This window comes from Sphingobium sp. OAS761, assembly GCF_024168485.1.
Taxonomy (GTDB): domain Bacteria; phylum Pseudomonadota; class Alphaproteobacteria; order Sphingomonadales; family Sphingomonadaceae; genus Sphingobium.
In genome coordinates, this window is sequence record NZ_JALJVY010000008.1 from 188,525 (window position 1) to 208,557 (window position 20,033).

Sequence of the window (20,033 nt, forward strand, 5' to 3'; positions counted from 1 at the left end):
CGCGTGCTATTCCGGCCCGGGAGTGTGGGAAATGTCGTCCATGAATGCCATGTCGGATTTCACTGTCGTCGTTGACGAGCTTCCCCTGTCGGATGCGATCGCGGTGGCCGAACTGGACGGCTGGGTCCGCGGGCATCCGGATTCGACACCGTTCCACCGACCGGGCTGGATCATGGGCGTGGAGGCCGGCACCGGCCAGCGGGCCAGGATGCTCGTGGCCCGGTCGACCGGCGGCGCTTTGCTGGGCCTGCTGCCATTGACCTATATTCGATCGACCCTGTTCGGCCGCGCACTCGTGAGCAGCGGCTTTGCGGTTGACGGCGGGATATTGGCGGTCGACCGGAAGGCGGCATCCGCGCTGGCGGATGCGGCCTGGGCACTGGCGGTGAGACTGGGATGCAAGACCGTCGAACTGCGCGGCGGAGGGGCGCCGGCGGCACCGGCCTGGGCCCAGAAGACCGACGCCTATCTGGGGTTTTCGCGTCCGCTGGCCGCAGATGACGAGGCCGAACTGAAGGCCATTCCCAAGCGGCACCGCGCCGAGGTCCGCAAGGGCATGGGCAATGGTCTGTCTTTCGAAATCGGGCGGGATCCTCAATTGCGTGAGGCACATTATCGCCTCTATGCGCACAGCGTCCATAATCTGGGGACGCCGGTTTTCCCCCGCGCGCTGTTCCAGGCTGTGCTCGATCATTTCGGCGAGGATGCCGACATCGCCATGGTGTCCAAGGACGGCAAGCCTGTTTCGGCGGTCATCAGCCTGTATCACGGCAATGCCTGCATGCCCTATTGGCACGGGGCCGGTCCGGAAGCGCGGGCACTGCGCTCGAACGAGGCGCTCTATTTCCATTTGATGCGCAGCGCGCGGGAACGCGGCTGCACCACATTCGACTTCGGCCGCTCCAAGGTTGGCACAGGCCCCGCCGCGTGGAAGAAGAACTGGGGCTTTGCGGGGGAACCGCTGGGATATCATCTGCGCACGGTGCCCGGGCAGGCGACGCGCGACGTCAATCCGCTCTCGCCGCAATATCGGCGGAAGGTCGAATTGTGGAAGAAAATGCCGCTCTCGCTGGCTAACCTGATCGGCCCGTACATCGCACGAGGGCTAGGATGACAGGTGAGATCATCTTCCTGTGCCATCGTATTCCCTTCCCGCCGGACCGGGGGGACAAGATCCGGTCCTATCATTTGCTGCATCGGCTGGCCGAGGCTGCCCCCGTGCATGTCGGCTGCTTCGCCGATGACGATCGCGATCTCGGCTTTGCCGATGACCTGGCGCGGGTGGCGGCTAGCCAGTGCGTGCTCCGGCGCGACCGGTCGAAGGTCATGGCTGGGTTGCGCGGCGTTGCAGCCCGCCAGTCGCTGCTGATCGCCCTGTTCGATCATCCTGGGCTGCACCAGTGGGTGCGGCGCACGCTGGCAGAAAAGCCGATCGCGGCCGTGTTTGCCTATTCGGCGCAAATGGCGCATTTCGTGCCGGTGCTGCCGCGCGATGTGCGCTTCATGATGGATTTCGTCGATTTCGATTCGGCCAAATACAGGGCCTATGGCGAGCAGGGCCGTGGCCCGATGGCGTGGGTCAACCGGCGCGAAGGGCGGATGCTGTTCGATTTCGAACGCGCCGTGGCCCGCCGCGCGGCCGTGAGCAGCTTTGTGAGCGAAGCGGAGGCAAGCCTGTTCCGCCAGGCAACAGGGCTCGACAGCCGCCGCGTCGTCGCTATCGAAAACGGCGTGGCGCTCGACTATTTCGATCCCGCAGCACCCTTCGATGCGGTGTCCTGCGGGGACGGTCCGCTGCTCGTCTTTACCGGCCAGATGGACTATCGCCCCAATGTGGAGGCGGTCGAAAGTTTCGTGCGCGACGTTTTGCCCCGTATCCGGGCCGCGCGACCGGAGGTGCGTTTCGCCATTGTCGGCCGCAACCCGTCGAAGAGCGTCCAGGCCCTGGGGGAACAGCCTGGCGTCATCGTGACCGGCGGCGTGCCCGATGTGCGCGGATGGCTGGCGGCCGCCGATGTCGTGGTGGCGCCGCTACGCATCGCGCGGGGCATCCAGAACAAGGTGCTGGAGGCAATGGCTATGGCCCGGCCGGTGGTCGCGTCGCCGCAGGCCGCCGAGGGCATCGACGCCACAGATGGCACGCACTTCATCGTCGCCGCCGATGCCCGTTCGGAAGCCGATGGCATCATCGCCCTGCTGAACGAACCGGACCGCGCGCACATGCTCGGTAAGGCGGCACGGGCGCGCATGGAAAGGCGCTATCGCTGGTCGGCGACCCTGTCCGACCTGCCGGACATGCTGCTGGGCAGGGCTCCTGTCGGCGCGTGCGGCGCATGACGGGGCGAGCCCTGCCGGCATCGCGGGTGGCGGCGTTCGACCTTTCGGGCTGGCGCGGCCACCTCACGGTGCTGGGCATTGTCGCATTCGCCATCCTTGCCCTGTTTTTCGCCGACGTATCGAGCATGGTATCGATCTGGTGGAACGCCTCCACCTTCGGGCACTGCCTCTTCATCCCGCTGCTGATCGGCTGGATGGTGCAGCAGCGCCTTCCGGGCGTGCGCCGGCTGGAGCCGATCGCCTGGGCGCCGGGGCTTGCCTGGCTGGCTCTGGGAGGCCTGTGCTGGCTGCTGGGCGCGGCTGCGGGCGTGGCGATGATCCGTCACGGCGCGCTGATCGTCATGTTGCAGGGCGCGACCATCGCGCTGCTGGGGCCGGCGGTGGCGCGGGCCTTGCTGTTTCCGCTTTTCTATGCGTTCTTCATGGTGCCCTTCGGCGAGGAGATCGTGCCGCCCTTGCAACTGCTGACGGCGCGGCTTGCCATGATCTTCCTCGACATGGCCGGTGTCCCCGCCCATATCGAAGGCATCTTCATCACCACGCCGACCGGCTATTTCGAAGTGGCGGAAGCCTGTTCGGGCGCGAAGTTCGTCATCGCCATGACCGCTTACGGCGTACTCGTGTGCAATGTCTGTTTCCGCACCTGGTCGCGACGCGTTGCCTTCATGGGCGGAGCACTCGGCCTGTCGGTGCTGGCGAACGGCGTGCGCGCCTTCGCCACGATTCTGGTCGCGCACCTGACCACGGTCGACGCGGCGGTCGGGTTCGACCATGTCGTCTATGGCTGGGTCTTCTTCGCCATCATCATGATCGTCGTCATGGCGGTCGCCTGGCCATTTTTCGATCGCAGGCCGGGCGATCCCTGGTTCGACCCCGGTCGGGTACAGCGCACACCGGCGGCGAAAAACGATCCGGGCAGGGTGGCGGGCGGCGCACTGGCCCTGGTCGTTGCGGCGCCGCTGTGGCTGGCAGCGACAAACGCCACGGCCGATCCCCTGCCGCGCGCGATCGCTTTGCCCGTCGTGCCGGGGTGGGAGCAGGTCGATACGCCGCCCGCCTATCCTTGGAAACCGCGCTTCGACGGAGCCGATCATGTGCTGGCGGGACGCTATAGCAATGCGTCCGGACAGGTGGTGGACCTGACCATCGTCACCTATGACCGGCAAGAAGATCGCCGCGAACTGGTCGGCTTTGCACAAGGCGCAGCCGATCCCGACAGCGAATGGGTCTGGTCATCGCCCGCGCCGGCCCCGGACGATGCGCGCGGGGAGCAGATCACGGCACCCGGCCCGGTCGTCCGCCACGTCGTGAGCTTCTACATGGTCGGCGACGGCGCGCCGACCGGCAGCAAGCCGCGCGTAAAGATCGAAACCATGCTGGCCCGGCTGCTGGGTCGAGACCAGCGCGCGGGTGCCATCCTCGTGTCGGCCGAGCAGCGCGAGGGGGCACCGGCCGATCCCGCCATTACCGCCTTTCTTAACGATCTGGGGGATGTGAAGCTTTTGGCTGACCGCAGCCTCGGCATCCGCTAGGGGAAAGCGCATGTGCGGCATAGCGGGCATCTTCCACCTGGAAACGGCAAAGCCGGTCGATCCCGCGCGGGTGCGCGGGATGCTGGACGCCATGCCGCATCGGGGCCCCGACGGCAGCGGCATCTGGACCGCGCCGGGGGTCGGCCTAGGCCACCTGCGCCTTTCGATCATCGACCTGGAATCGGGCGCGCAGCCCATGCTGACGGACGACGAGGCGCTGGCGGTCGTCTTCAACGGGGAAATATACAATTTCGCCGAGGTTCGCGCCGAACTGGAGGCGAAGGGCCATGTGTTCCGCACCCATAGCGACACGGAAGTCATTCTGCACGGTTATCGGCAATGGGGCGAGGATTGCGTTCATCGCTTCAACGGCATGTTCGCCTTCGCCCTGTTCGACGCGCGGGCGCAGGCGCTCTGGCTGGTCCGCGACCGGCTGGGGGTCAAGCCGTTACATTATGCGCAATTGTCCGACGGCAGCCTGATTTTCGGGTCCGAACTCAAGAGCCTGCTCGCCCATCCGTTGCTGCGCCGCGCGCCCGACCTGTCGGCGGTCGAGGATTATATGGCCTATGGCTATGTGCCCGACGACGCATGTCTGGTCGCGGGCGTGCGCAAGCTGGGCGCGGGAGAGACGCTGCGTCTGGTGCGCGGGCGGCCCATGCCCCAACCGCAGCGCTATTGGGATGTGAGCTTCGCGGAGCGAACGCGCGCGCGGCCCGAAGCGCTGGAGGAGGAACTGGTCGCGCTGATGCGGCAGGCCGTGCGATCGCGCATGGTTGCCGACGTGCCGCTGGGCGCATTTCTTTCAGGAGGCGTCGACAGCAGCAGCGTCGTTGCGTTGATGGCCGAAGCATCGGGGCAGGCGGTCAAGACCTGCACCATCGGTTTCGACGTCGCGAGCCTGGATGAAACAGCCTATGCCGACCGTATCGCCCGACGTTTCGCCACGGACCATCGCACCCGCATCGTATCACCCGACGATTACGGGTTGATCGACACGCTGGCCCATCATTTCGACGAACCGTTCGCCGATGCGTCCGCCCTGCCCACATTCAGGGTGTGCGAACTGGCACGGGAACAGGTGACGGTGGCCCTGTCGGGGGACGGCGCGGACGAGGCCTTCGCCGGCTATCGCCGCCATCGTTTCCAGATGCAGGGGGAACGGGTGCGCGGACTGCTGCCGGCGTCCCTTCGCCAGCCGCTGTTCGGCACGCTGGGGCGTTATTATCCCAAGGCCGACTGGGCGCCGCGCGTCCTGCGTGCGAAATCCACCTTCCTGGAACTGGCGGGCGACGGCGGGGAGGCCTACGCCGCGTCGGTCGGCGTGACTCCGCGCGGGCTGCGCCAACGTCTCTATTCGCAGGACGTGAAAGGCCGACTGGCCGGCTATCGCGCCGAGGACCGCTATGTGAAGGCGATGGCGGATGCGCCCGCGCGCGATCCGCTGGACCGCGCGCAATATGCGGACATCCGAATCTGGCTGCCCGGCGACATTTTGACCAAGACCGACCGGATGAGTATGGCGGTCAGCCTGGAAGCGCGCGAGCCCTTGCTGGACCATCGGCTGGTCGAATTCGCCGCACGCCTGCCCGTGAGGCAACGCATCCACGGCAACAGCGGCAAGTATCTGATGAAGAAGGCGATGGAGCCGTTCCTTCCGCACGACATACTTTATCGCCAGAAAATGGGCTTCGTGACACCAATCAGTGCCTGGTTCCGGGGTCCGCTGGCGGGCGAGGCGAGCGCCATTGCGGGCGGCTCCGCGCTTGTGCGCACAGGCTGGTTTGACACGAAAATGCTGGCAAAGGTCGCCACCGACCATAAATCCGGAATGGCCGACCATGGCCGCCTGCTCTGGCAGTTGCTGATGCTGGACAAGGCACTGGAGCGGTTGTTCGGGGCCTGACGGTCGAGAGCCCTTGCAAGCCGCGCCCGGCGGTGCCAACGGGACGCATGACGATAATCGGGGCGCATCCGTGACGGTGTCCAAGGAAATGCTGCGACTGCGGCTTTACGCGCTGTGCCTCGCGGGGGACATGGCGGGGCTGTTCGTCGCCTTCCTGCTGGCCAACATCCTGATATTGGGCGAGCCTTGGGGCGAGCCGGGCAAGCCGCACGGCATCGTGATGTTCGCCATGGTCGCGCCGCTCTACGCCATTCTCGCCATTCAGGGCGGCGCCTACGGCATCAACGCCCTGGACCGGGTGCGACGGGGCATTGTCCGTGCGTTGATGGCGCTGGCGCAGGCCGCGCTGCTGATGCTGCTGATCGTCTATCTGGGCAAGATCGCCGAGCAATTGTCGCGTCTAACCTTTCTGACGGGGCTGGTTCTGAGTGCGGGCGCGGTGACACTGGTGCGGCTGGGCATCGCGCGGATCGCGGAGCGCCTGCTGGGGGCCGTGCCGCACCTCACCGCCGTCATCATGGACGGCGTTGCCATAGAGACCGGCCCGCATATGGAGATCATCCAGGCGGATGCTGCGGACCTTCACCCCGAACGGCATGATGCCGACATGGCGGCGCGGCTCGCGGCGGCGGTCGGCATGGCGGAACGAGTGATTGTCGCCTGCCCGATCGACCGGATGGGCGACTGGTCCGCCGCGCTCAAGTCGTTGTCCGCCCGCGGGGAAATCGTCGTGCCCGAACTGCTGCGCTTCGCGCCGGCGCGGGTGGGTGAATTTGACGGGCAGCCCACGCTGATCGTCGCGGGCGGCCCGCTGCAATTTCGCGATCGCCTGATCAAGCGGCTGTTCGACCTGCTGTTCGGCGGGCTGGCGACACTGGTGCTTTCGCCGATCCTGATTGGCGCGGCTTTGGCGGTAAAGCTGACCAGCCCCGGCCCCGTGCTGTTCCGCCAGCCCAGGATCGGCAAGGACGCGCGGCCGTTTCAGATCTACAAGTTTCGATCCATGCGCAGTGAGGCGAGCGACCATCGCGCCGCGACCCTGACCCGGCGTGACGATGACAGGCTGACACGCGTGGGCGCCTTCCTGCGCCGCACGAGCATCGACGAATTACCACAGCTTTTCAACGTTTTGCGGGGCAATATGAGCATTGTCGGTCCGCGGCCCCATGCCGCCGCCGCCAAGGCGGGAGATAGCCTGTATTGGGAAGTCGACCCACGCTATTGGGCGCGCCATTGCATCAAGCCGGGCATGACCGGCCTGGCGCAGGTGCGCGGTCATCGCGGATCGACGGATCATCATCAGGACCTGATCGACCGGCTGCATTCGGACCTGGAATATGTGAGCGACTGGTCGATCTGGCGCGACCTGCGGATCATATTCGCGACGCTGGGCGTGCTCGTCCACTACAAGGCTTATTGAGCCATGACGGTCGACCTGATCCTCGCCGCGCTGTTGATCCTGAGCCTGGTCGCGACGCTCTGGCCGTTTCTTGTCTATCCGCTGGTCCTGCGGACCTTGCCGACCCGTCCCGAGCGGCCGGAGCCGGGCGCCGCGCCGAGCGCATCCCTGCTTTTCTGCGCCTATAACGAGGTGGCGGCGATGCCCGAGAAGCTCGACAATCTGGCGATGCTGAAGGCACGCTATCCCTCGCTGGAAATATTGGCGTTCGATGATGGATCCTCCGACGAGACGGCCGCGCTGATCGAGGCTCGCGGGGATATCGTCGCGTTGTTGCGCGGGCCGGGGCGGAGCGGCAAGGCACATGGCATGAAGCGGCTGGCGGCGCAGGCCGGCGGCGACGTGCTGATTTTCACCGATGCCAACGTGCTGCTGGACGCCGACGCGATCGACAATCTGCTCGCGCGCTATGCCGATCCGCAGGTCGGCGGCGTGCTGGGGTCGCTCCACTATATGGGGCAGGGGGACAGCGCGACGGCGGCGGTCGGATCGCTCTATTGGCGAATCGAGGAACGATTGAAGGACGAGGAGTCGCGCACCGGCAATGTCCTGGGGGCGGACGGTTCCATCTTCTCGATCCGGCGCGATCTCTATCCCGCCTTTCCCGACAGCGTGCTCGACGATCTGACCGTGTCGATGGCGGTGATATTCGCCGGCTACAGGCTGGTGAAGGCGAAGGATGTCATCGCGCGCGAGCGGCTGGTTACGGCGCGAACCGAGGAATATCGGCGCAAGGTACGCATCGCCGCACGCGCGTGGCACACTCATGTCCATCTTCGCCCGCAATTGCGGCGCATGGGGGCGCTCGACCGCTTCAAATACGCCTCGCGCAAGATCGTGCGGTGGTTCGGCGGTATATTCATCCTTGTCGGCGCGCTGGCTGCGTCGGCACTGATGCTGCGCTGGTCGCCGTCCTTCTTCCTGATCGGCGCGGCGGCGGCGGCGATCCTGATCTGGACCGGCTGGCGGGCGCGGGGCGGCCCGCTCGCAGCGCTGGTCGACATCGTCATCGCCTATGCCGCGACCATCCAGGGCGTGGTCCGGGCCATGCGCGGCGGGATCATGACCGTCTGGAACCCCGCCCAGTCGCGCTGATCCTCTCGCCAAATGGTGCCGATATTGTATAGGCCAGTGCCTGTCCTCTTGCGGAGAAGCATGTGATTACCCTTCAGCGGGTGGCGAAGGCCGCCGGCAAGCATCTGACCCGGATGGTCCTTCGGGCGCGAAAGGCGATGGGCGCACGCGCGAACCGGGGATGCCCGGCCTGCGGACGCACCGTCGTCGGCTTTTTCCGCTATGGCGACAATGCTGAATGGGGATGCCCCGAATGCGGCGCGTCTCCGCGCGAAAGGTTGATGAACTGGCTGATCGACGAAGGGCGGCTGCGGATGCCCGTCGACGGCGCGGTCCTGCACATGGCGCCCAATGAAGGGAGCCTGGTCCGGCGTTTTTCCGCCGCGCGCGATTATGTACCGGCTGACCTCGACCCGTCCCGTTACCCGGTACCCGGGGTGCGCCGGGTCGACCTGATGGAACTGGCCGAAGAGGGGCGCTACGACCTGTTCTACGCCAGTCATGTCTTGGAACATGTGCCCGACGACAGGGCGGTGCTGCGCAATATCCTGCGTGCGCTAAGGCCAGGGGGCGAGGCATGGCTTATCGTGCCGCTGTGGGACCGGCCGACGGAGGACGGCAGTTTCGCCATGCCTCCGCGCGAACGCGAACGGCGCTTTGGCCAGTGGGACCATGTGCGCCAATATGGCCCGGACCTTGCCGATCGCATTCGCGCGGCGGGCTTTGATCTGGAGGAAATCGACGCGTCGTCGATCGACCCGGACGTCGCCCATTTTTACGCGCTGGGCGACCGGCTGTTCCGCGCGCGAAAACCGTCATGACCCGTATGGCGCGGATGGAGGGTTCGGCCCGCATCCTTGCCCTCGCCAAACTCGCGAATGTGGGGTTGATCCTGGTCTGGGGATTTGCCGTCACCTTCGTATTCGTGCGGGTGCTGCCGATAGCCGAATTCCAGTCGTTCCTGCTGCTCGTCGCGTTCGGCAATTTTACCATCTCGGCCGATTTCGGGCTGACCAGCATCATCTATGCGCGGCTACGGCGGCACTGGCTGGGCGGTCCGCAGGCGCAGGAGGATGGCGGTTTCCGGCTGGAGGAGATGGGGGTGCTGTTCCTTTTCCTCGCGCTACTGATCGCGGGCGCGGTGCTGATCCTGCTCGGCGCGCTGGCGATGGGCGGCCTGTCGAGCGGCATGCCGCTCCTGTTCCTGCTTTTCTTCCTTTCGGCCTGCCTCAACCTGCCCGCCCTGCTGGCAAAGCGCGCGCTGGCGGCGATGGATGGCAATTTTCTTTGGGAAGCGCTGGATTGCGCGCGCCGCGTCTGCACCATCGCCCTGCTTCTGGCCATGCTGGGCGGGCTCGATCCGCGCCTGTCGGTGGCGCTGCAACTGGCCGTCAGCATTGCCGTCATCGGCTATGCCATCCTCCATGTGCACCAGCGACTGGGCATGACGGGCAGGCACTGGCTGGCATTTCGTGTGGGCGGCGGGCATGTTCGGCGCCACTATCTGCGCGATATCGGCGCATCGGCTGCCTTCACCGTTTCGGATATCGTCGCCTATAATGCGCCCTATTTCACCATCGCCATGGTGACCGGCGAGATCCGGCCGATGCTGTTGTTCGACTTTTTCTTCAAGATGTCCCGCGCGTTGTCGATGCTTGTTCGCGCGATGGTGGAAGCGGCGCTTCCCAGGATAACCCGGGCCTATCACGGCGGCGACAGGACGCGGCTGCGTCAATTGTTGCTGCGGGCCGGCGGCGTAGCGATGCTGTTCGCCGCGGGAGGAGCGGGGCTGCTGTTGCTGGTCGGCGAAGCGTTGTTTCAGGCGCTGTTCGATGGCCGCGCGGCGATCGGGACGGACGATCTGGTGCTGATCGGCGTGGCGCTTCTGGCTCTCGCACTGGTGTGCGTGTCGGTTTATGTGCATGGCGCGCTGGGTCACTTCACTTTGTTGCTGCATCGCTCGCTTCCGCTGTTGGCCGGCTCCCTGCTGTCGGTCCCGCTGGCTTGGTGGCTGTGGCCCGCTCGTTTCGATCTCGCTTTCCTGAGTCTCTATGCGGCGACGCTGCTGCTGGTGGCGGGCCTGCATCTGTCGTTGCTGCGTGGGCTGGCGCGGACATGAAGGTCGCGATGGTCGATCCGTCGCTCTTTACCGGGCGCTATGACGATAATCTTTGCGCGGCCATGGCGCACGAGGGCGCCAACGTCACCCTGCTGGGTCGCCCGATGCGCGATACCGATGCGATCGCGCCGTGCGGCTATCGCTACCGGCCACGCTTCTTCGCGCGCAGCGAGGCAGTGCGCGCAAGACTGGGAGAGGGGCGGGGTTTCCGACTGCTCAAGGCAGCGGAATATGCCGCGACCTGCGCGCTCGGGCGGCTGGACGGGATGATCGATGCCGATGTGGTTCATATGCAGTGGCTGCCGCTTGCCCCCGCCGACCGGCTGCTGCTCGGCCGCCTCAGGGGTAAGCCGGTGCTGGTCCATACCGTGCACAATGCCGACGCCTACCATGCTGACGCCGGCGTGCAGGGACGTGGGTATCGGGCGATGCTGGACATGTTCGACGCGCTGGTGGTCCATGGCGATACGACGCGCGCGGCTTTGGTGGGGCAGGGTGTCGACCCCCGCCGCGTTCTTGTAACACCGCATCCGCCGATGCGGCTGGCGCCAGCGGCTCCGGTCGATCTGGAGGCGATTCCGGACCCGGCGTTGCCGCGACTGCTGTTCTTCGGCACTCTGCGTCCTTACAAAGGCGTGGACCTGCTCATCGACGCCTGCCTTTCGCTCTGGCGCGCCGGGCATCGCTTCGAACTGGTGCTCGCAGGCAAGCCGTTCATGGACGTCGCCCCGCTGCTGGCCAGGGTGAAGCAAGCGGGTTTTGCCGACCGCCTGATCACCGATTTCGGGTTTCTGAAAGAGCAAAGGCTGGACGCGCATATGGCGAAGGCGGATGTGATGGTCTTTCCCTATCGCCATATCGATTCCAGCGGTGCCTTCCTGTCGGCGCTGCACCATGGCAAGGCGATGGCCGTATCGGACGCGGGCATGTTCGGCCAGTTGCCCAATGGCGTCGCCGCGCGCGCGCGCGCGGGCAGTGCGGCCGCGCTGGAGCAGGTGCTGCTGCCGCTTGTCGGCGATGCGGGGGCGAGGCAGGATTACGGCAGGCGCGCGCGCGCCTATGGAGAAGCGATGGGAAGCTGGAAGGATATGGCGAGGACGACGTTGGCCCTTTACGGGACGCTGCTGTCATGAACCGATACCGGCGCGAACTGTCCGACCGCGTGCTGGCGCTGCGCCTGGCCGCGGCCGGGCGCGTCCATCAATATCCCGAGGTACAGGCGCTGCGCCGTTTCCTGTCCACCTTTGCCGTCGACTGCCTGTTCGATGTCGGCGCCAATCGCGGTCAATATGCGACCATGCTGCGCAAGGATGCGGGCTATCGCGGTACGATCCTCTCGTTCGAGCCCAATCCGGAGGTGTTCGCCCAGTTGCAGCGCCACGCGTCCGGGGACGCGCGCTGGCATGTGTTCAACATGGCCCTGTCCGATTTCGACGGCACCGCGCAATTCAACATCATGGCCGCCGACCAGTTTTCCTCACTCAAGGCGCCGTCCGACGCGCAGGACGCGATCTTCGCCGACCGTAACAGGGTGACCGGCACGGTGGAGATGCAATGTCGCAGACTCGACACGCTGCTGCCGGAGTTGACCGCGACCCACGGATTTACGCGACCGTTCCTGAAGATGGATACGCAAGGGCACGATCTTTCGGTGTGCGAAGGTGCAGGGGCGGCGCTGGCGCAGATGACGGGGGTGCAGACGGAATTGGGCGTGCGGCCGATCTATGACGGGGGCGCCGGGTATCGCGCGATGATCGACTGGCTGGAGGCGCGTGATTTCCTTGCTTCTGCCTTTTTCGCCAACAACAAGGGGCATTTCCCGCTGCTGGTCGAGATGGACGGAATCTTTGTCCATAAAAGGCTGGTCGCAGCGTGAATCGCGTACGCGGAAGCGGTTTCGTCAGCGCACGGGCCTTGTTCCTGGCCGGTGCGATCGGTCTTGCCCTTTGGCTGGTCGCCACGTTCCTGTGGCATGTAACCTATCGCCAGGGGATCAGCCTGCCGGTCATCCTGTTCCTGGATCAGGATTTTCCCGCTCTGGCGGGATCGATCCTGCTGATGGCGCTGGCCGTGCCATTCGCCGAAGGGCGCGGCATCGCGCTGCCGCCGCCGACTGCGCGCATCGTCGTGCCGCTTATCGTATTGCTGTGTATCGCCGCCTGGGCCGGCCATTATGCACTGTTCCAGGACTATGCCGTTTCCCGGGACGAGGAAGTCGCGCGGTTTGCCGCCGCCTATATGCGCGAAGGGCTGTTCGCGCGTCCGATCCCGCCGGAATGGGAGCCCTATCGCCGGGCGATCATGCCCGAATTTTTCTCGCCCTTCGGCGCGGCCGACTACTGGACGGCGGCTTATCTGCCCGTCAACAGCGCGATCCAGGCCCTGTTCTGGCATCTGGGTGATCCCAATCTGGCTGGTCCCGCCCTGCTGGCGCTCGGCCTCTTCTCGCTCTGGCGGGTCGCATTGCACCTGATGCCGGGCCGGCCTGACGCGGTGTGGGTGACGATCCTGCTCGGAATGTCGTCCAGCCAGCTTTGGGTCACGGCGATGACGCCCTATGCGATGACGGGGCATTTTGCCCTCAACATGGTATGGCTGGCGCTGGTCCTGCGCGGCGGTTGGCTTGGCCATGGCAGCGCGGGCCTGGTGGCGCTGGCGGCGGCGGGCCTGCACCAATGGCATTTCCCACCTATCTTCATCGCGCCGTTCATCCTGTGGATGCTGCTGGCGCGTCGCTGGGGCGTGGCGCTGTTCCACATGATCACGCTGGCCGCCATCGTGATCGTCTGGGCGAAGATATGGCCCGAATTCCTGCTGCACGCGCTGGGTGCGCCCGCTGACGTGCGTCCGTCCGCAGGCGTGGCAGACAAGGTTGGCAGTCTGTTCGAGCGGCTGGGTGATCGCTGGCAGCCGCTCGTCAATCTCAGCCGCTATGCCGCGTGGAACGACATATTGATGGTACCGCTGGCCATGCTGGGAATCGCGGCGATGCGCTGGCGAAAGATTATCCAGGGGCGGGAGGTCGCATTTCCGCTCGCGCTGGGATGCTTGGCTGGATGCGGACTGGCGCTGGCGCAGGGCTATGGCTGGGGCTTCCGCTATGCACATGGGTATATCGGCCCCTTTTGCCTGCTCGCGGGCCTTGGCTGGGCGCGCTTCCGCCCCGCCGGCGCCATGCGTCCGCTGATCGTCGGGCTGATCATCACGGCCTTGTCGAGCAGCTTTCTGGTGTGGCGCACCTATGCGTTCGTCGCGCCCTATGCGGCGAGCCACCGGCTGATCGATTCGAGCGAGGCGGATGTCGTGCTGGTCGATCCGCGCGGCGGCCTCTATGTCACCGACCTGGTGCGGGGACGCAACGGCGTACCGGGGCGGCCCATGGTGATGAACCTGGGTATGCTGTCGATCGATCAGGTGGACGAGCTATGCCGCGATTATGTGGTCGAACTGTTCGAGCGTGCCGATTTCCGTCCGCTCGGCGTGCCGCTGGCGCGCTGGAACCTTGGCCGCATGGACAGGCTGCGCGCGCACATGAAGGATGTGGGGTGCGACAAGCCGGTGCAGCCGCCGCTACCCCAGACGTTCGACGACGCCATGACAGTGGCCGGCAACGCCATGTGAAAAGGGCTATTGCCCCTTCACATAGACGCGTTTGCCGCCGATCCAGGTTTCCAGCACCTGCGTTTCGCGGATTTCGGCCGGACGGATCGTCGAAATATCCCGGTCTATCAGCAGGAAGTCGGCGCGCTGGCCCGGCACCAGGCTGCCGAATTTCTTTTCCGCGAAACCGGCATAAGCGGCCTGCCGGGTGAAGCCGTCGAGCGCGGCAACGAAGCTGACACGCTGTTGCGGCATCCACCCGCCCGGTGGCTGGCCCTGAGCATCCTCGCGCGACATGGCGGCTGCGATACCGGGGAAGGGGTTGGCGCTTTCCACCGGGACGTCCGATCCGAAAGCGAGCGGCACATGATTGTCCAGCATCGCCTTCCACGCATAGGCGCCCTGCAGGCGCGTTTCGCCCATGCGGGCGGTCGCCATGCGCCAGTCGGACGTTTCATGCACCGGCTGCATCGATGCGACGATACCCAGTTGCCCGAAGCGCGGAAGATCCGCCGGATCGACGATCTGTGCATGTTCGATACGCCAGCGCCTGTCACCCTTGTACGTATCGCCCAGTTCCTGGATGGCGTTCAGCAATTCGCTGTTCGCGGCGTCGCCAATGGCGTGCACCGCCACTTGGAAGTTGTCCATTGCCGCCCGGCTCATCAGGTTGCGCAGCTGCGTGTCGGGGATCATGGGCAGGCCGCGCTGGCCGGGCGCATCTGCATAATCGGCCTTCAGCCAGGCGCCGCGCGATCCCAGCGCCCCGTCCAGCATCAGCTTTAGCCCGCCCATACGCAGATGGTCGTCATACAACCAGGGCGTCGGTTCGGGGCCCGCGATCATGACCATATTGTCCAGACCCCAAGCGTAGGACATGATCCGCACGCGCAGCGCGCCGCGATCGGCCGACCGGCGGAACGCCTGCCAGTCTTCTATCGTGGTTCCCATGTCCGCAATCGCGGTGATGCCCATGGAAATCAGGGATCGTTGCGCCTTTTCCAGCGCGACATCGCGGTCCTTCGGCGCCGGGGGCGGGACGACGCGCTGGATCAGGTCCATCGCCTTGTCGACGAAAACGCCGGCCGGCTTTCCCCCCGCCATCTCGATTCGGCCGCCGGCCGGCGCCTTGCTGGCGGCGGTCACGCCGGCGGCACGGATCGCGGCGCTGTTGGCCCAGCCGGCATGGCCGTCCACCCGTTCCAGCCAGACGGGAATATCGCCGACGGCGGCGTCGAGTTCTGCGGCCGTGGGAAAACGGCCCAGTCCCCACCGTTCCTGATTCCACCCCGTCCCGATAATCCATTTTCGGCCCGTGCCGGCCTGCGCATAGGCACGAATCCTGGCTTGCGCCTCCGCCAGCGAGTTCGTGTCGGACAGGTCCAGTGTGACGAGCGAGAGGCCCAGGCCCATCAGATGGCCATGCGCGTCGATCAGGCCGGGGATCAGCGTCTTGCCGCCCGCATCCATCTTGAACGTCAGTCCCTTGGGTGCCTCGGCTTGCGGCTGTCCTTTCTTGGCCTTTTTCGGCCGCTTATATTCGGGCTCCTTGTAGCGGCCCTCGATCAGCTTTTCGACCCTGCCCTCATCGTCGATCATCAGCGCGCCGAAGCGGACGATATGGCCATTGGTATCGAGCGCGATGCCGTTCACATTGTCGATGACGCCCGACGCCAGCGCGGGGGCGGGCAGGGTGATCGCGGCAAACGCCGCCAGCCACCGGCGCTTCATGCGCGCGTAACCCGTCGTACCAGTGCGCTGGTGTCCTGCCGGTTGCCGCCCATGGCTTGCACGTCGGCGTAGAATTGGTCGACCAGCGCAGTCACCGGCAGGGTCGACCCGTTAGCCCTGGCCTCTTCCAATGCAAGCCCAAGGTCCTTGCGCATCCAATCCACAGCAAAACCGAAATCGAAACTGTCCTGTGCCATCGTCATCCAGCGATTGTCCATTTGCCAACTTTGCGCCGCTCCGCCGGAAATCGCCTCGAACACCTTGTCGAGATCCAGTTCCGACGCCTGTGCGAAGCGCAGCGCCTCGCTCATGCCCTGAATAACCCCTGCGATGCAGATCTGGTTCACCATCTTCGTGGTCTGACCCGCGCCCGCGCCGCCGACATGCACGATCCGCGCGGCATAGGCCTGCATCACGATCCGGGCTGCCTCCACGGCCGGTTCGCTGCCGCCGCACATGATCGAAAGGCGGCCGTTTTCGGCCCCCGCCTGTCCGCCCGAAACCGGTGCATCGACACTGTGAATGCCGCGGCCTTCGCCCTCCACGAACAACTGGCGTGCGATCCTGGCCGATACCGTCGTATGGTCGATAAACAGGCTACCCGGTTGCATAGACCGAAACGCGCCTTCGCGCCCCAGCGTCACCTGCGACAGGTCGTCGTCAGTGCCTACGCAACTGATCACGATCTCCGCATCTTCGGCCGCCTTGGCCGGGCTGATCGCGACTTCGCCGCCGAAGGCTTCAGCCCAGCTCTTGGCCTTGCCGATGGAACGATTGTAGACCGTCAGCCGATGCCCCGCCTTGGCAAGATGGCCGGCCATCGGGCCACCCATAACCCCCAGGCCGATAAATGCGATGTTCGCCATAAGCCTCGTTCAGATAGTGCGTCCGTCTTCGCCATAGGGCTAGTTTTTGGCGAGTGCCAGTTTCTTCGCCGGCAATTTTCGTTTACGGGGCTGCCCATGAATACGCTCGAAAGCCTGGAAAATGCCCTGCCTCTGCCGGTAACCGTCGATGACATATTGGCCGCGCGCACCCGGATCGCGGGCTCGGTCGTCAAAACGCCGACGCTGATCAGCCAGACCTTTTCGGACATGCTGGGCTGCAAGGTCTATCTGAAGTTCGAAAATCTTCAGTTCACCGCGGCTTACAAGGAACGCGGGGCGCTGAACCGGCTGTTGCAGCTCGACGCGGATTCGCGTGCGAAGGGCGTGATCGCCGCGTCGGCCGGAAATCATGCGCAGGGCCTTGCCTACCACGGCAAGCGGCTGGGCGTGCCCGTCACCATCGTGATGCCGGAAACTACGCCGATCATCAAGATTACGCAGACGCAGGGACATGGCGCGACCGTCGTCCAGCATGGCGAGAAGTTCGACGATGCCTATGCCCATGCCCGCAAGCTGGAGGTGGAGCAGGGGCTGACCTTCATCCATCCCTTCGACGAGCCCGACATCATCGCCGGACAGGGGACGGTGGCGCTTGAGATGCTGGAGGACGCGCCCGAGATCGACACGCTGATCGTGCCTATCGGAGGAGGTGGCCTGTTTTCCGGCATGGCGACGGCCGCGCGCGCGATGAAGCCGGACATCAGGCTGGTGGGTGTGCAGGCCGAACTCTATCCGTCGATGTACGACTATATCAAAGGCGCGGACCTGGCCTGCGACGGCGATACGCTGGCAGAGGGCATTGCCGTCAAGCAGCCGGGAGAACTGACCCGGCGCTTTGTCGACCGTCTGGCCGATGACGTGCTGCTGGTCACCGAACGGCGGCTGGAGGAAGCACTCAGCCTTCTGCTCCAGATCGAGAAAACGGTTGTCGAAGGTGCCGGTGCGGCGGGTCTTGCCGCGCTGCTCAGTTATCGCGGGCAGTTCGTGGGCCGGAAGGTCGGGCTGGTCCTGACGGGGGGCAATATCGACACGCGGCTGCTCGCCAATGTGTTGCTGCGCGACCTGGCCCGGTCCGGGCGGCTCGCGCGGTTGCGGATCATCCTTCAGGACCGCCCGGGCGCGCTGTTTCACGTCGCGCGGATCTTCGATCAGGAGGCTGTCAATATCCTGGAACTCGCGCATCAGCGCATTTTCACCAACCTGCCGGCCAAGGGCCTGACGCTGGACGTGGAATGCGAAACGCGCGATCGCGACCACTTGCAACGTCTGATCGCCGCCCTGCGCGAAGCGGGTTATGAGGTCGCGCCGATCGAGGTTGGCTGACATGCTGTCGAGGCGTTACTTTTCGTGGTAAACGCCCTTTTCACGTGCACGCGTCGGCGCCATAGTCCCGCCATGACTCGTCCAGGCAGCAGCGTCGAACCGGAGAAGCCAGCGTGACGGCACCCTTCCGCTTTCCCCGCTTCTTCGTAACCAACCCGTCGCCTTGCCCCTATCTGCCAGGGAAGCAGGAGCGCAAGGTATTCACCGAACTGAGCGGCGACAATGCGTCGGAACTGAACGACGCGCTGGGCCGCATCGGTTTTCGCCGAAGCCAGAACGTCGCCTATCGGCCCAGCTGCGCGGATTGCTCCGCCTGCGTGTCGGTACGCGTCGTGGCGGACGAATTTCAACCCAACGCGACGCAGCGCAAATTGCTGCGCCGCAACGAGGATCTGATCGTTACGGCGTGCAAGCCCTGGTCGACGGAAGAGCAGTTCGCCCTGTTGCAACGCTATCTTACGGCACGTCATCCCGGTGGCGGCATGACCGAGATGGACGAGATGGATTTCGCCGACATGGTCGAACAGACGCCCGTCGACAGCCATATCGTGGAATATCGCGAACCCGGCATTGACGGGCGGGTCGGGCGGCTGGTCGGCGCATGCCTGACGGACCGGCAGGGTGACGGCCTGTCGATGATCTACAGCTTTTTCGAGACGGAACTGCCGAACCGGCAGGGGCTGGGCAATTTCATCATCATGGACCATATCCTGCGCGCCGCGCGCGCAGGGCTGCCTTATGTCTATCTGGGCTACTGGGTCGATGGATCGCAGCGGATGCAATACAAGATTCGTTATCGCCCGTTGGAACGTCTTACCCGGAATGGATGGCAGCGGTTCGAACCGGGCGACCGGAGCGCGGCCATCTACGATGTCGTCAGCAGGGCAGATACGCCGCTGCCGATAGAGTTGGCCAGCATCTTCCGCAAATAGCCGCAAATAGGTCGGCGCTCGTCCCGGAGCGGCGGTAAGTTGGTCGCGGTGCCGGCCGGTAGCGACACGCGCCACGGGCCGGCAGGAGATGTTACTTGCAGCGGCAGGCAGCGCGCGACCGGCGCGCGGGCCGGCGGCTTACGACCCTTTCCGAGACATAGGTGGTCGTGGTTGTCGTGCTGGTCGCCGGCTGAACGGTCACGGTAGTGACTATCGGCGCAGGATAATAATAGCCGCCGGAAATATAGCCGCCGCCCTGAGTCACGATCGGCGCAGGGCCGTGGGACCAGTGCGGTCCGGCGGCGTAAGGCGGCGCGTAATAGTCGACGCCCGCACCGCGCACATCGCCTTCGAAGCGTCCTTCATAAGTCCCGCTGACCTTCTTCCCGTCGTCGGTGGTCCAGGTGCCGGTCCAGCGTCCTTCATATTCGTTGGCGCTGGTAACCGTGTCGTCGCCATAGCCGTAGCCATAGTCATAGCCGGCACCCGGCCGGCGTGGCGGCGGCGCAGCGTGGTGCGGGCCGTCTTCCGCCTTGTCGATTGCCATTCCGGCCAGCGCACCGACGCCTGCGCCGATCAGCGTACCTTCGGTCCGGTTGCCGCGTCCGGCGATGCGATTACCGGCAACGCCGCCGACGACCGCACCGATGGCCGCGCCGCCCAGGCCGTTGTCGCGACGGGGAGCGTCGGCATAGTAGCCGTCACGCGCCTCGTCCGGGCCATATCCGCCTTCGTAACGATCCCAGTCGATGTCCCCGCGATAATCATAGACCCGGCCGTAGCGGTCGGTCATCACGGCGTCGTCATAATAGCGCGACCAGCCATAGCCCGTGGCAGGCGCAGGCAGGCCGTAGGCACCGTAGTTGGAAATATAGAAGCTGGGCGCGATCCAGTAGCGCGGCAATATGTAGCCACGTACGGGACGACGATAGGCGGACCAGCCGCCCGGCGCGCGCCATCCGGCATACCAGCGGCCACTATGCCGGGGACCCCAGCGATGTCCGCCCTGCTGCCAGCCCATGCCGGGGCGGGGCATGTGCATGCCCGACTTGCCGCCGGCCAATGCCGGCTGGGCCGCGCCCGCAAGTGCCAGTCCGGCACCGAGCAGAAGCAGTTGGGGCAGGCGCATCGTC

Annotated in this window: 16 protein-coding genes; 13 read left to right on the plus strand and 3 right to left on the minus strand. The window is 65.4% G+C overall.

The features are described 5' to 3' along the window. Window positions 1–40: 40 nt before the first annotated feature. The 11 genes from J3E64_RS12595 (at window position 41) to J3E64_RS12645 (ending at window position 14,048) form a co-directional block, all read left to right on the plus strand. Complete coding sequence (locus J3E64_RS12595; protein ID WP_253343434.1) at window positions 41–1,114, plus strand: FemAB family XrtA/PEP-CTERM system-associated protein; 1,074 nt, start codon at window positions 41–43, stop codon at window positions 1,112–1,114. Continuing rightward, window positions 1,111–2,337, plus strand: coding sequence for a TIGR03087 family PEP-CTERM/XrtA system glycosyltransferase (locus J3E64_RS12600; protein WP_253343366.1), 1,227 nt, complete (start codon window positions 1,111–1,113; stop codon window positions 2,335–2,337). The genes J3E64_RS12595 and J3E64_RS12600 overlap by 4 nt, the downstream gene beginning before the upstream one ends. Continuing rightward, window positions 2,334–3,869, plus strand: coding sequence for an exosortase A (gene xrtA / locus J3E64_RS12605; protein ID WP_253343368.1), 1,536 nt, complete (start codon window positions 2,334–2,336; stop codon window positions 3,867–3,869). Before J3E64_RS12600 ends, xrtA begins: the two co-directional genes overlap by 4 nt. Window positions 3,870–3,879: 10 nt before the next feature. Then, window positions 3,880–5,775 (plus strand): XrtA/PEP-CTERM system amidotransferase, encoded by a 1,896-nt coding sequence (locus J3E64_RS12610; protein ID WP_253343370.1) that lies wholly within the window; start codon window positions 3,880–3,882, stop codon window positions 5,773–5,775. Window positions 5,776–5,863: 88 nt separating this feature from the next. Continuing rightward, window positions 5,864–7,195, plus strand: a complete 1,332-nt coding sequence (locus J3E64_RS12615) for an exopolysaccharide biosynthesis polyprenyl glycosylphosphotransferase (RefSeq protein ID WP_253343435.1) — start codon at window positions 5,864–5,866, stop codon at window positions 7,193–7,195. A 3-nt stretch (window positions 7,196–7,198) separates the two neighbouring features. Continuing rightward, complete coding sequence (locus tag J3E64_RS12620) at window positions 7,199–8,329, plus strand: glycosyltransferase (protein WP_253343372.1); 1,131 nt, start codon at window positions 7,199–7,201, stop codon at window positions 8,327–8,329. Window positions 8,330–8,391: 62 nt separating this feature from the next. After that, a complete protein-coding gene (locus J3E64_RS12625) occupies window positions 8,392–9,129 on the plus strand; it encodes a methyltransferase domain-containing protein (RefSeq protein WP_253343374.1) in 738 nt (245 codons plus the stop codon). Next, a complete protein-coding gene (locus J3E64_RS12630) occupies window positions 9,126–10,427 on the plus strand; it encodes a hypothetical protein (RefSeq protein WP_253343375.1) in 1,302 nt (433 codons plus the stop codon). The genes J3E64_RS12625 and J3E64_RS12630 overlap by 4 nt, the downstream gene beginning before the upstream one ends. Then, the gene (locus J3E64_RS12635; protein ID WP_253343376.1) at window positions 10,424–11,560 is read left to right on the plus strand and encodes a glycosyltransferase family 4 protein; all 1,137 of its coding nucleotides are present in this window, start codon (window positions 10,424–10,426) and stop codon (window positions 11,558–11,560) included. Before J3E64_RS12630 ends, J3E64_RS12635 begins: the two co-directional genes overlap by 4 nt. Further along, entirely contained in the window at window positions 11,557–12,303 is a 747-nt protein-coding gene (locus J3E64_RS12640) for an FkbM family methyltransferase (protein ID WP_253343377.1), read from the plus strand. The genes J3E64_RS12635 and J3E64_RS12640 overlap by 4 nt, the downstream gene beginning before the upstream one ends. Next, window positions 12,300–14,048, plus strand: a complete 1,749-nt coding sequence (locus tag J3E64_RS12645; protein ID WP_253343378.1) for an MFS transporter — start codon at window positions 12,300–12,302, stop codon at window positions 14,046–14,048. Before J3E64_RS12640 ends, J3E64_RS12645 begins: the two co-directional genes overlap by 4 nt. A gap of 6 nt (window positions 14,049–14,054) precedes the next feature. Here J3E64_RS12645 and J3E64_RS12650 read toward each other — a convergent pair whose 3' ends face one another. Together J3E64_RS12650 and J3E64_RS12655 are read right to left on the minus strand one after the other, a co-directional pair. Further along, entirely contained in the window at window positions 14,055–15,758 is a 1,704-nt protein-coding gene (locus J3E64_RS12650; RefSeq protein ID WP_253343379.1) for an amidohydrolase, read from the minus strand. Further along, window positions 15,755–16,624: an NAD(P)-dependent oxidoreductase gene (locus tag J3E64_RS12655; protein WP_253343380.1), complete on the minus strand. Its 870-nt coding sequence runs from the start codon at window positions 16,622–16,624 to the stop codon at window positions 15,755–15,757. The genes J3E64_RS12650 and J3E64_RS12655 overlap by 4 nt, the downstream gene beginning before the upstream one ends. A gap of 96 nt (window positions 16,625–16,720) precedes the next feature. On the opposite strand from J3E64_RS12655, the gene J3E64_RS12660 reads away from it, so the two are divergent. Together J3E64_RS12660 and J3E64_RS12665 are read left to right on the plus strand one after the other, a co-directional pair. Continuing rightward, window positions 16,721–17,968, plus strand: a complete 1,248-nt coding sequence (locus tag J3E64_RS12660; RefSeq protein ID WP_253343381.1) for a threonine ammonia-lyase — start codon at window positions 16,721–16,723, stop codon at window positions 17,966–17,968. A 113-nt stretch (window positions 17,969–18,081) separates the two neighbouring features. Further along, window positions 18,082–18,900 (plus strand): arginyltransferase, encoded by an 819-nt coding sequence (locus J3E64_RS12665; protein WP_253343382.1) that lies wholly within the window; start codon window positions 18,082–18,084, stop codon window positions 18,898–18,900. A 91-nt stretch (window positions 18,901–18,991) separates the two neighbouring features. Here J3E64_RS12665 and J3E64_RS12670 read toward each other — a convergent pair whose 3' ends face one another. After that, window positions 18,992–20,029 (minus strand): RcnB family protein, encoded by a 1,038-nt coding sequence (locus tag J3E64_RS12670; protein ID WP_253343383.1) that lies wholly within the window; start codon window positions 20,027–20,029, stop codon window positions 18,992–18,994. Between the last annotated feature and the right edge of the window lie 4 nt (window positions 20,030–20,033).

Coding starts and splice junctions, on each gene's coding strand:
- J3E64_RS12635 (WP_253343376.1), top strand. CDS start 10,424: ATGAAGGTCGCGATGGTCGATCCGTCGCTCTTTACCGGGCGCTATGAC.
- J3E64_RS12600 (WP_253343366.1), top strand. CDS start 1,111: ATGACAGGTGAGATCATCTTCCTGTGCCATCGTATTCCCTTCCCGCCG.
- J3E64_RS12650 (WP_253343379.1), bottom strand. CDS start 15,758: ATGAAGCGCCGGTGGCTGGCGGCGTTTGCCGCGATCACCCTGCCCGCC.
- J3E64_RS12640 (WP_253343377.1), top strand. CDS start 11,557: ATGAACCGATACCGGCGCGAACTGTCCGACCGCGTGCTGGCGCTGCGC.
- xrtA (WP_253343368.1), top strand. CDS start 2,334: ATGACGGGGCGAGCCCTGCCGGCATCGCGGGTGGCGGCGTTCGACCTT.
- J3E64_RS12655 (WP_253343380.1), bottom strand. CDS start 16,624: ATGGCGAACATCGCATTTATCGGCCTGGGGGTTATGGGTGGCCCGATG.
- J3E64_RS12615 (WP_253343435.1), top strand. CDS start 5,864: ATGCTGCGACTGCGGCTTTACGCGCTGTGCCTCGCGGGGGACATGGCG.
- J3E64_RS12610 (WP_253343370.1), top strand. CDS start 3,880: ATGTGCGGCATAGCGGGCATCTTCCACCTGGAAACGGCAAAGCCGGTC.
- J3E64_RS12595 (WP_253343434.1), top strand. CDS start 41: ATGAATGCCATGTCGGATTTCACTGTCGTCGTTGACGAGCTTCCCCTG.
- J3E64_RS12670 (WP_253343383.1), bottom strand. CDS start 20,029: ATGCGCCTGCCCCAACTGCTTCTGCTCGGTGCCGGACTGGCACTTGCG.
- J3E64_RS12620 (WP_253343372.1), top strand. CDS start 7,199: ATGACGGTCGACCTGATCCTCGCCGCGCTGTTGATCCTGAGCCTGGTC.
- J3E64_RS12630 (WP_253343375.1), top strand. CDS start 9,126: ATGACCCGTATGGCGCGGATGGAGGGTTCGGCCCGCATCCTTGCCCTC.
- J3E64_RS12660 (WP_253343381.1), top strand. CDS start 16,721: ATGAATACGCTCGAAAGCCTGGAAAATGCCCTGCCTCTGCCGGTAACC.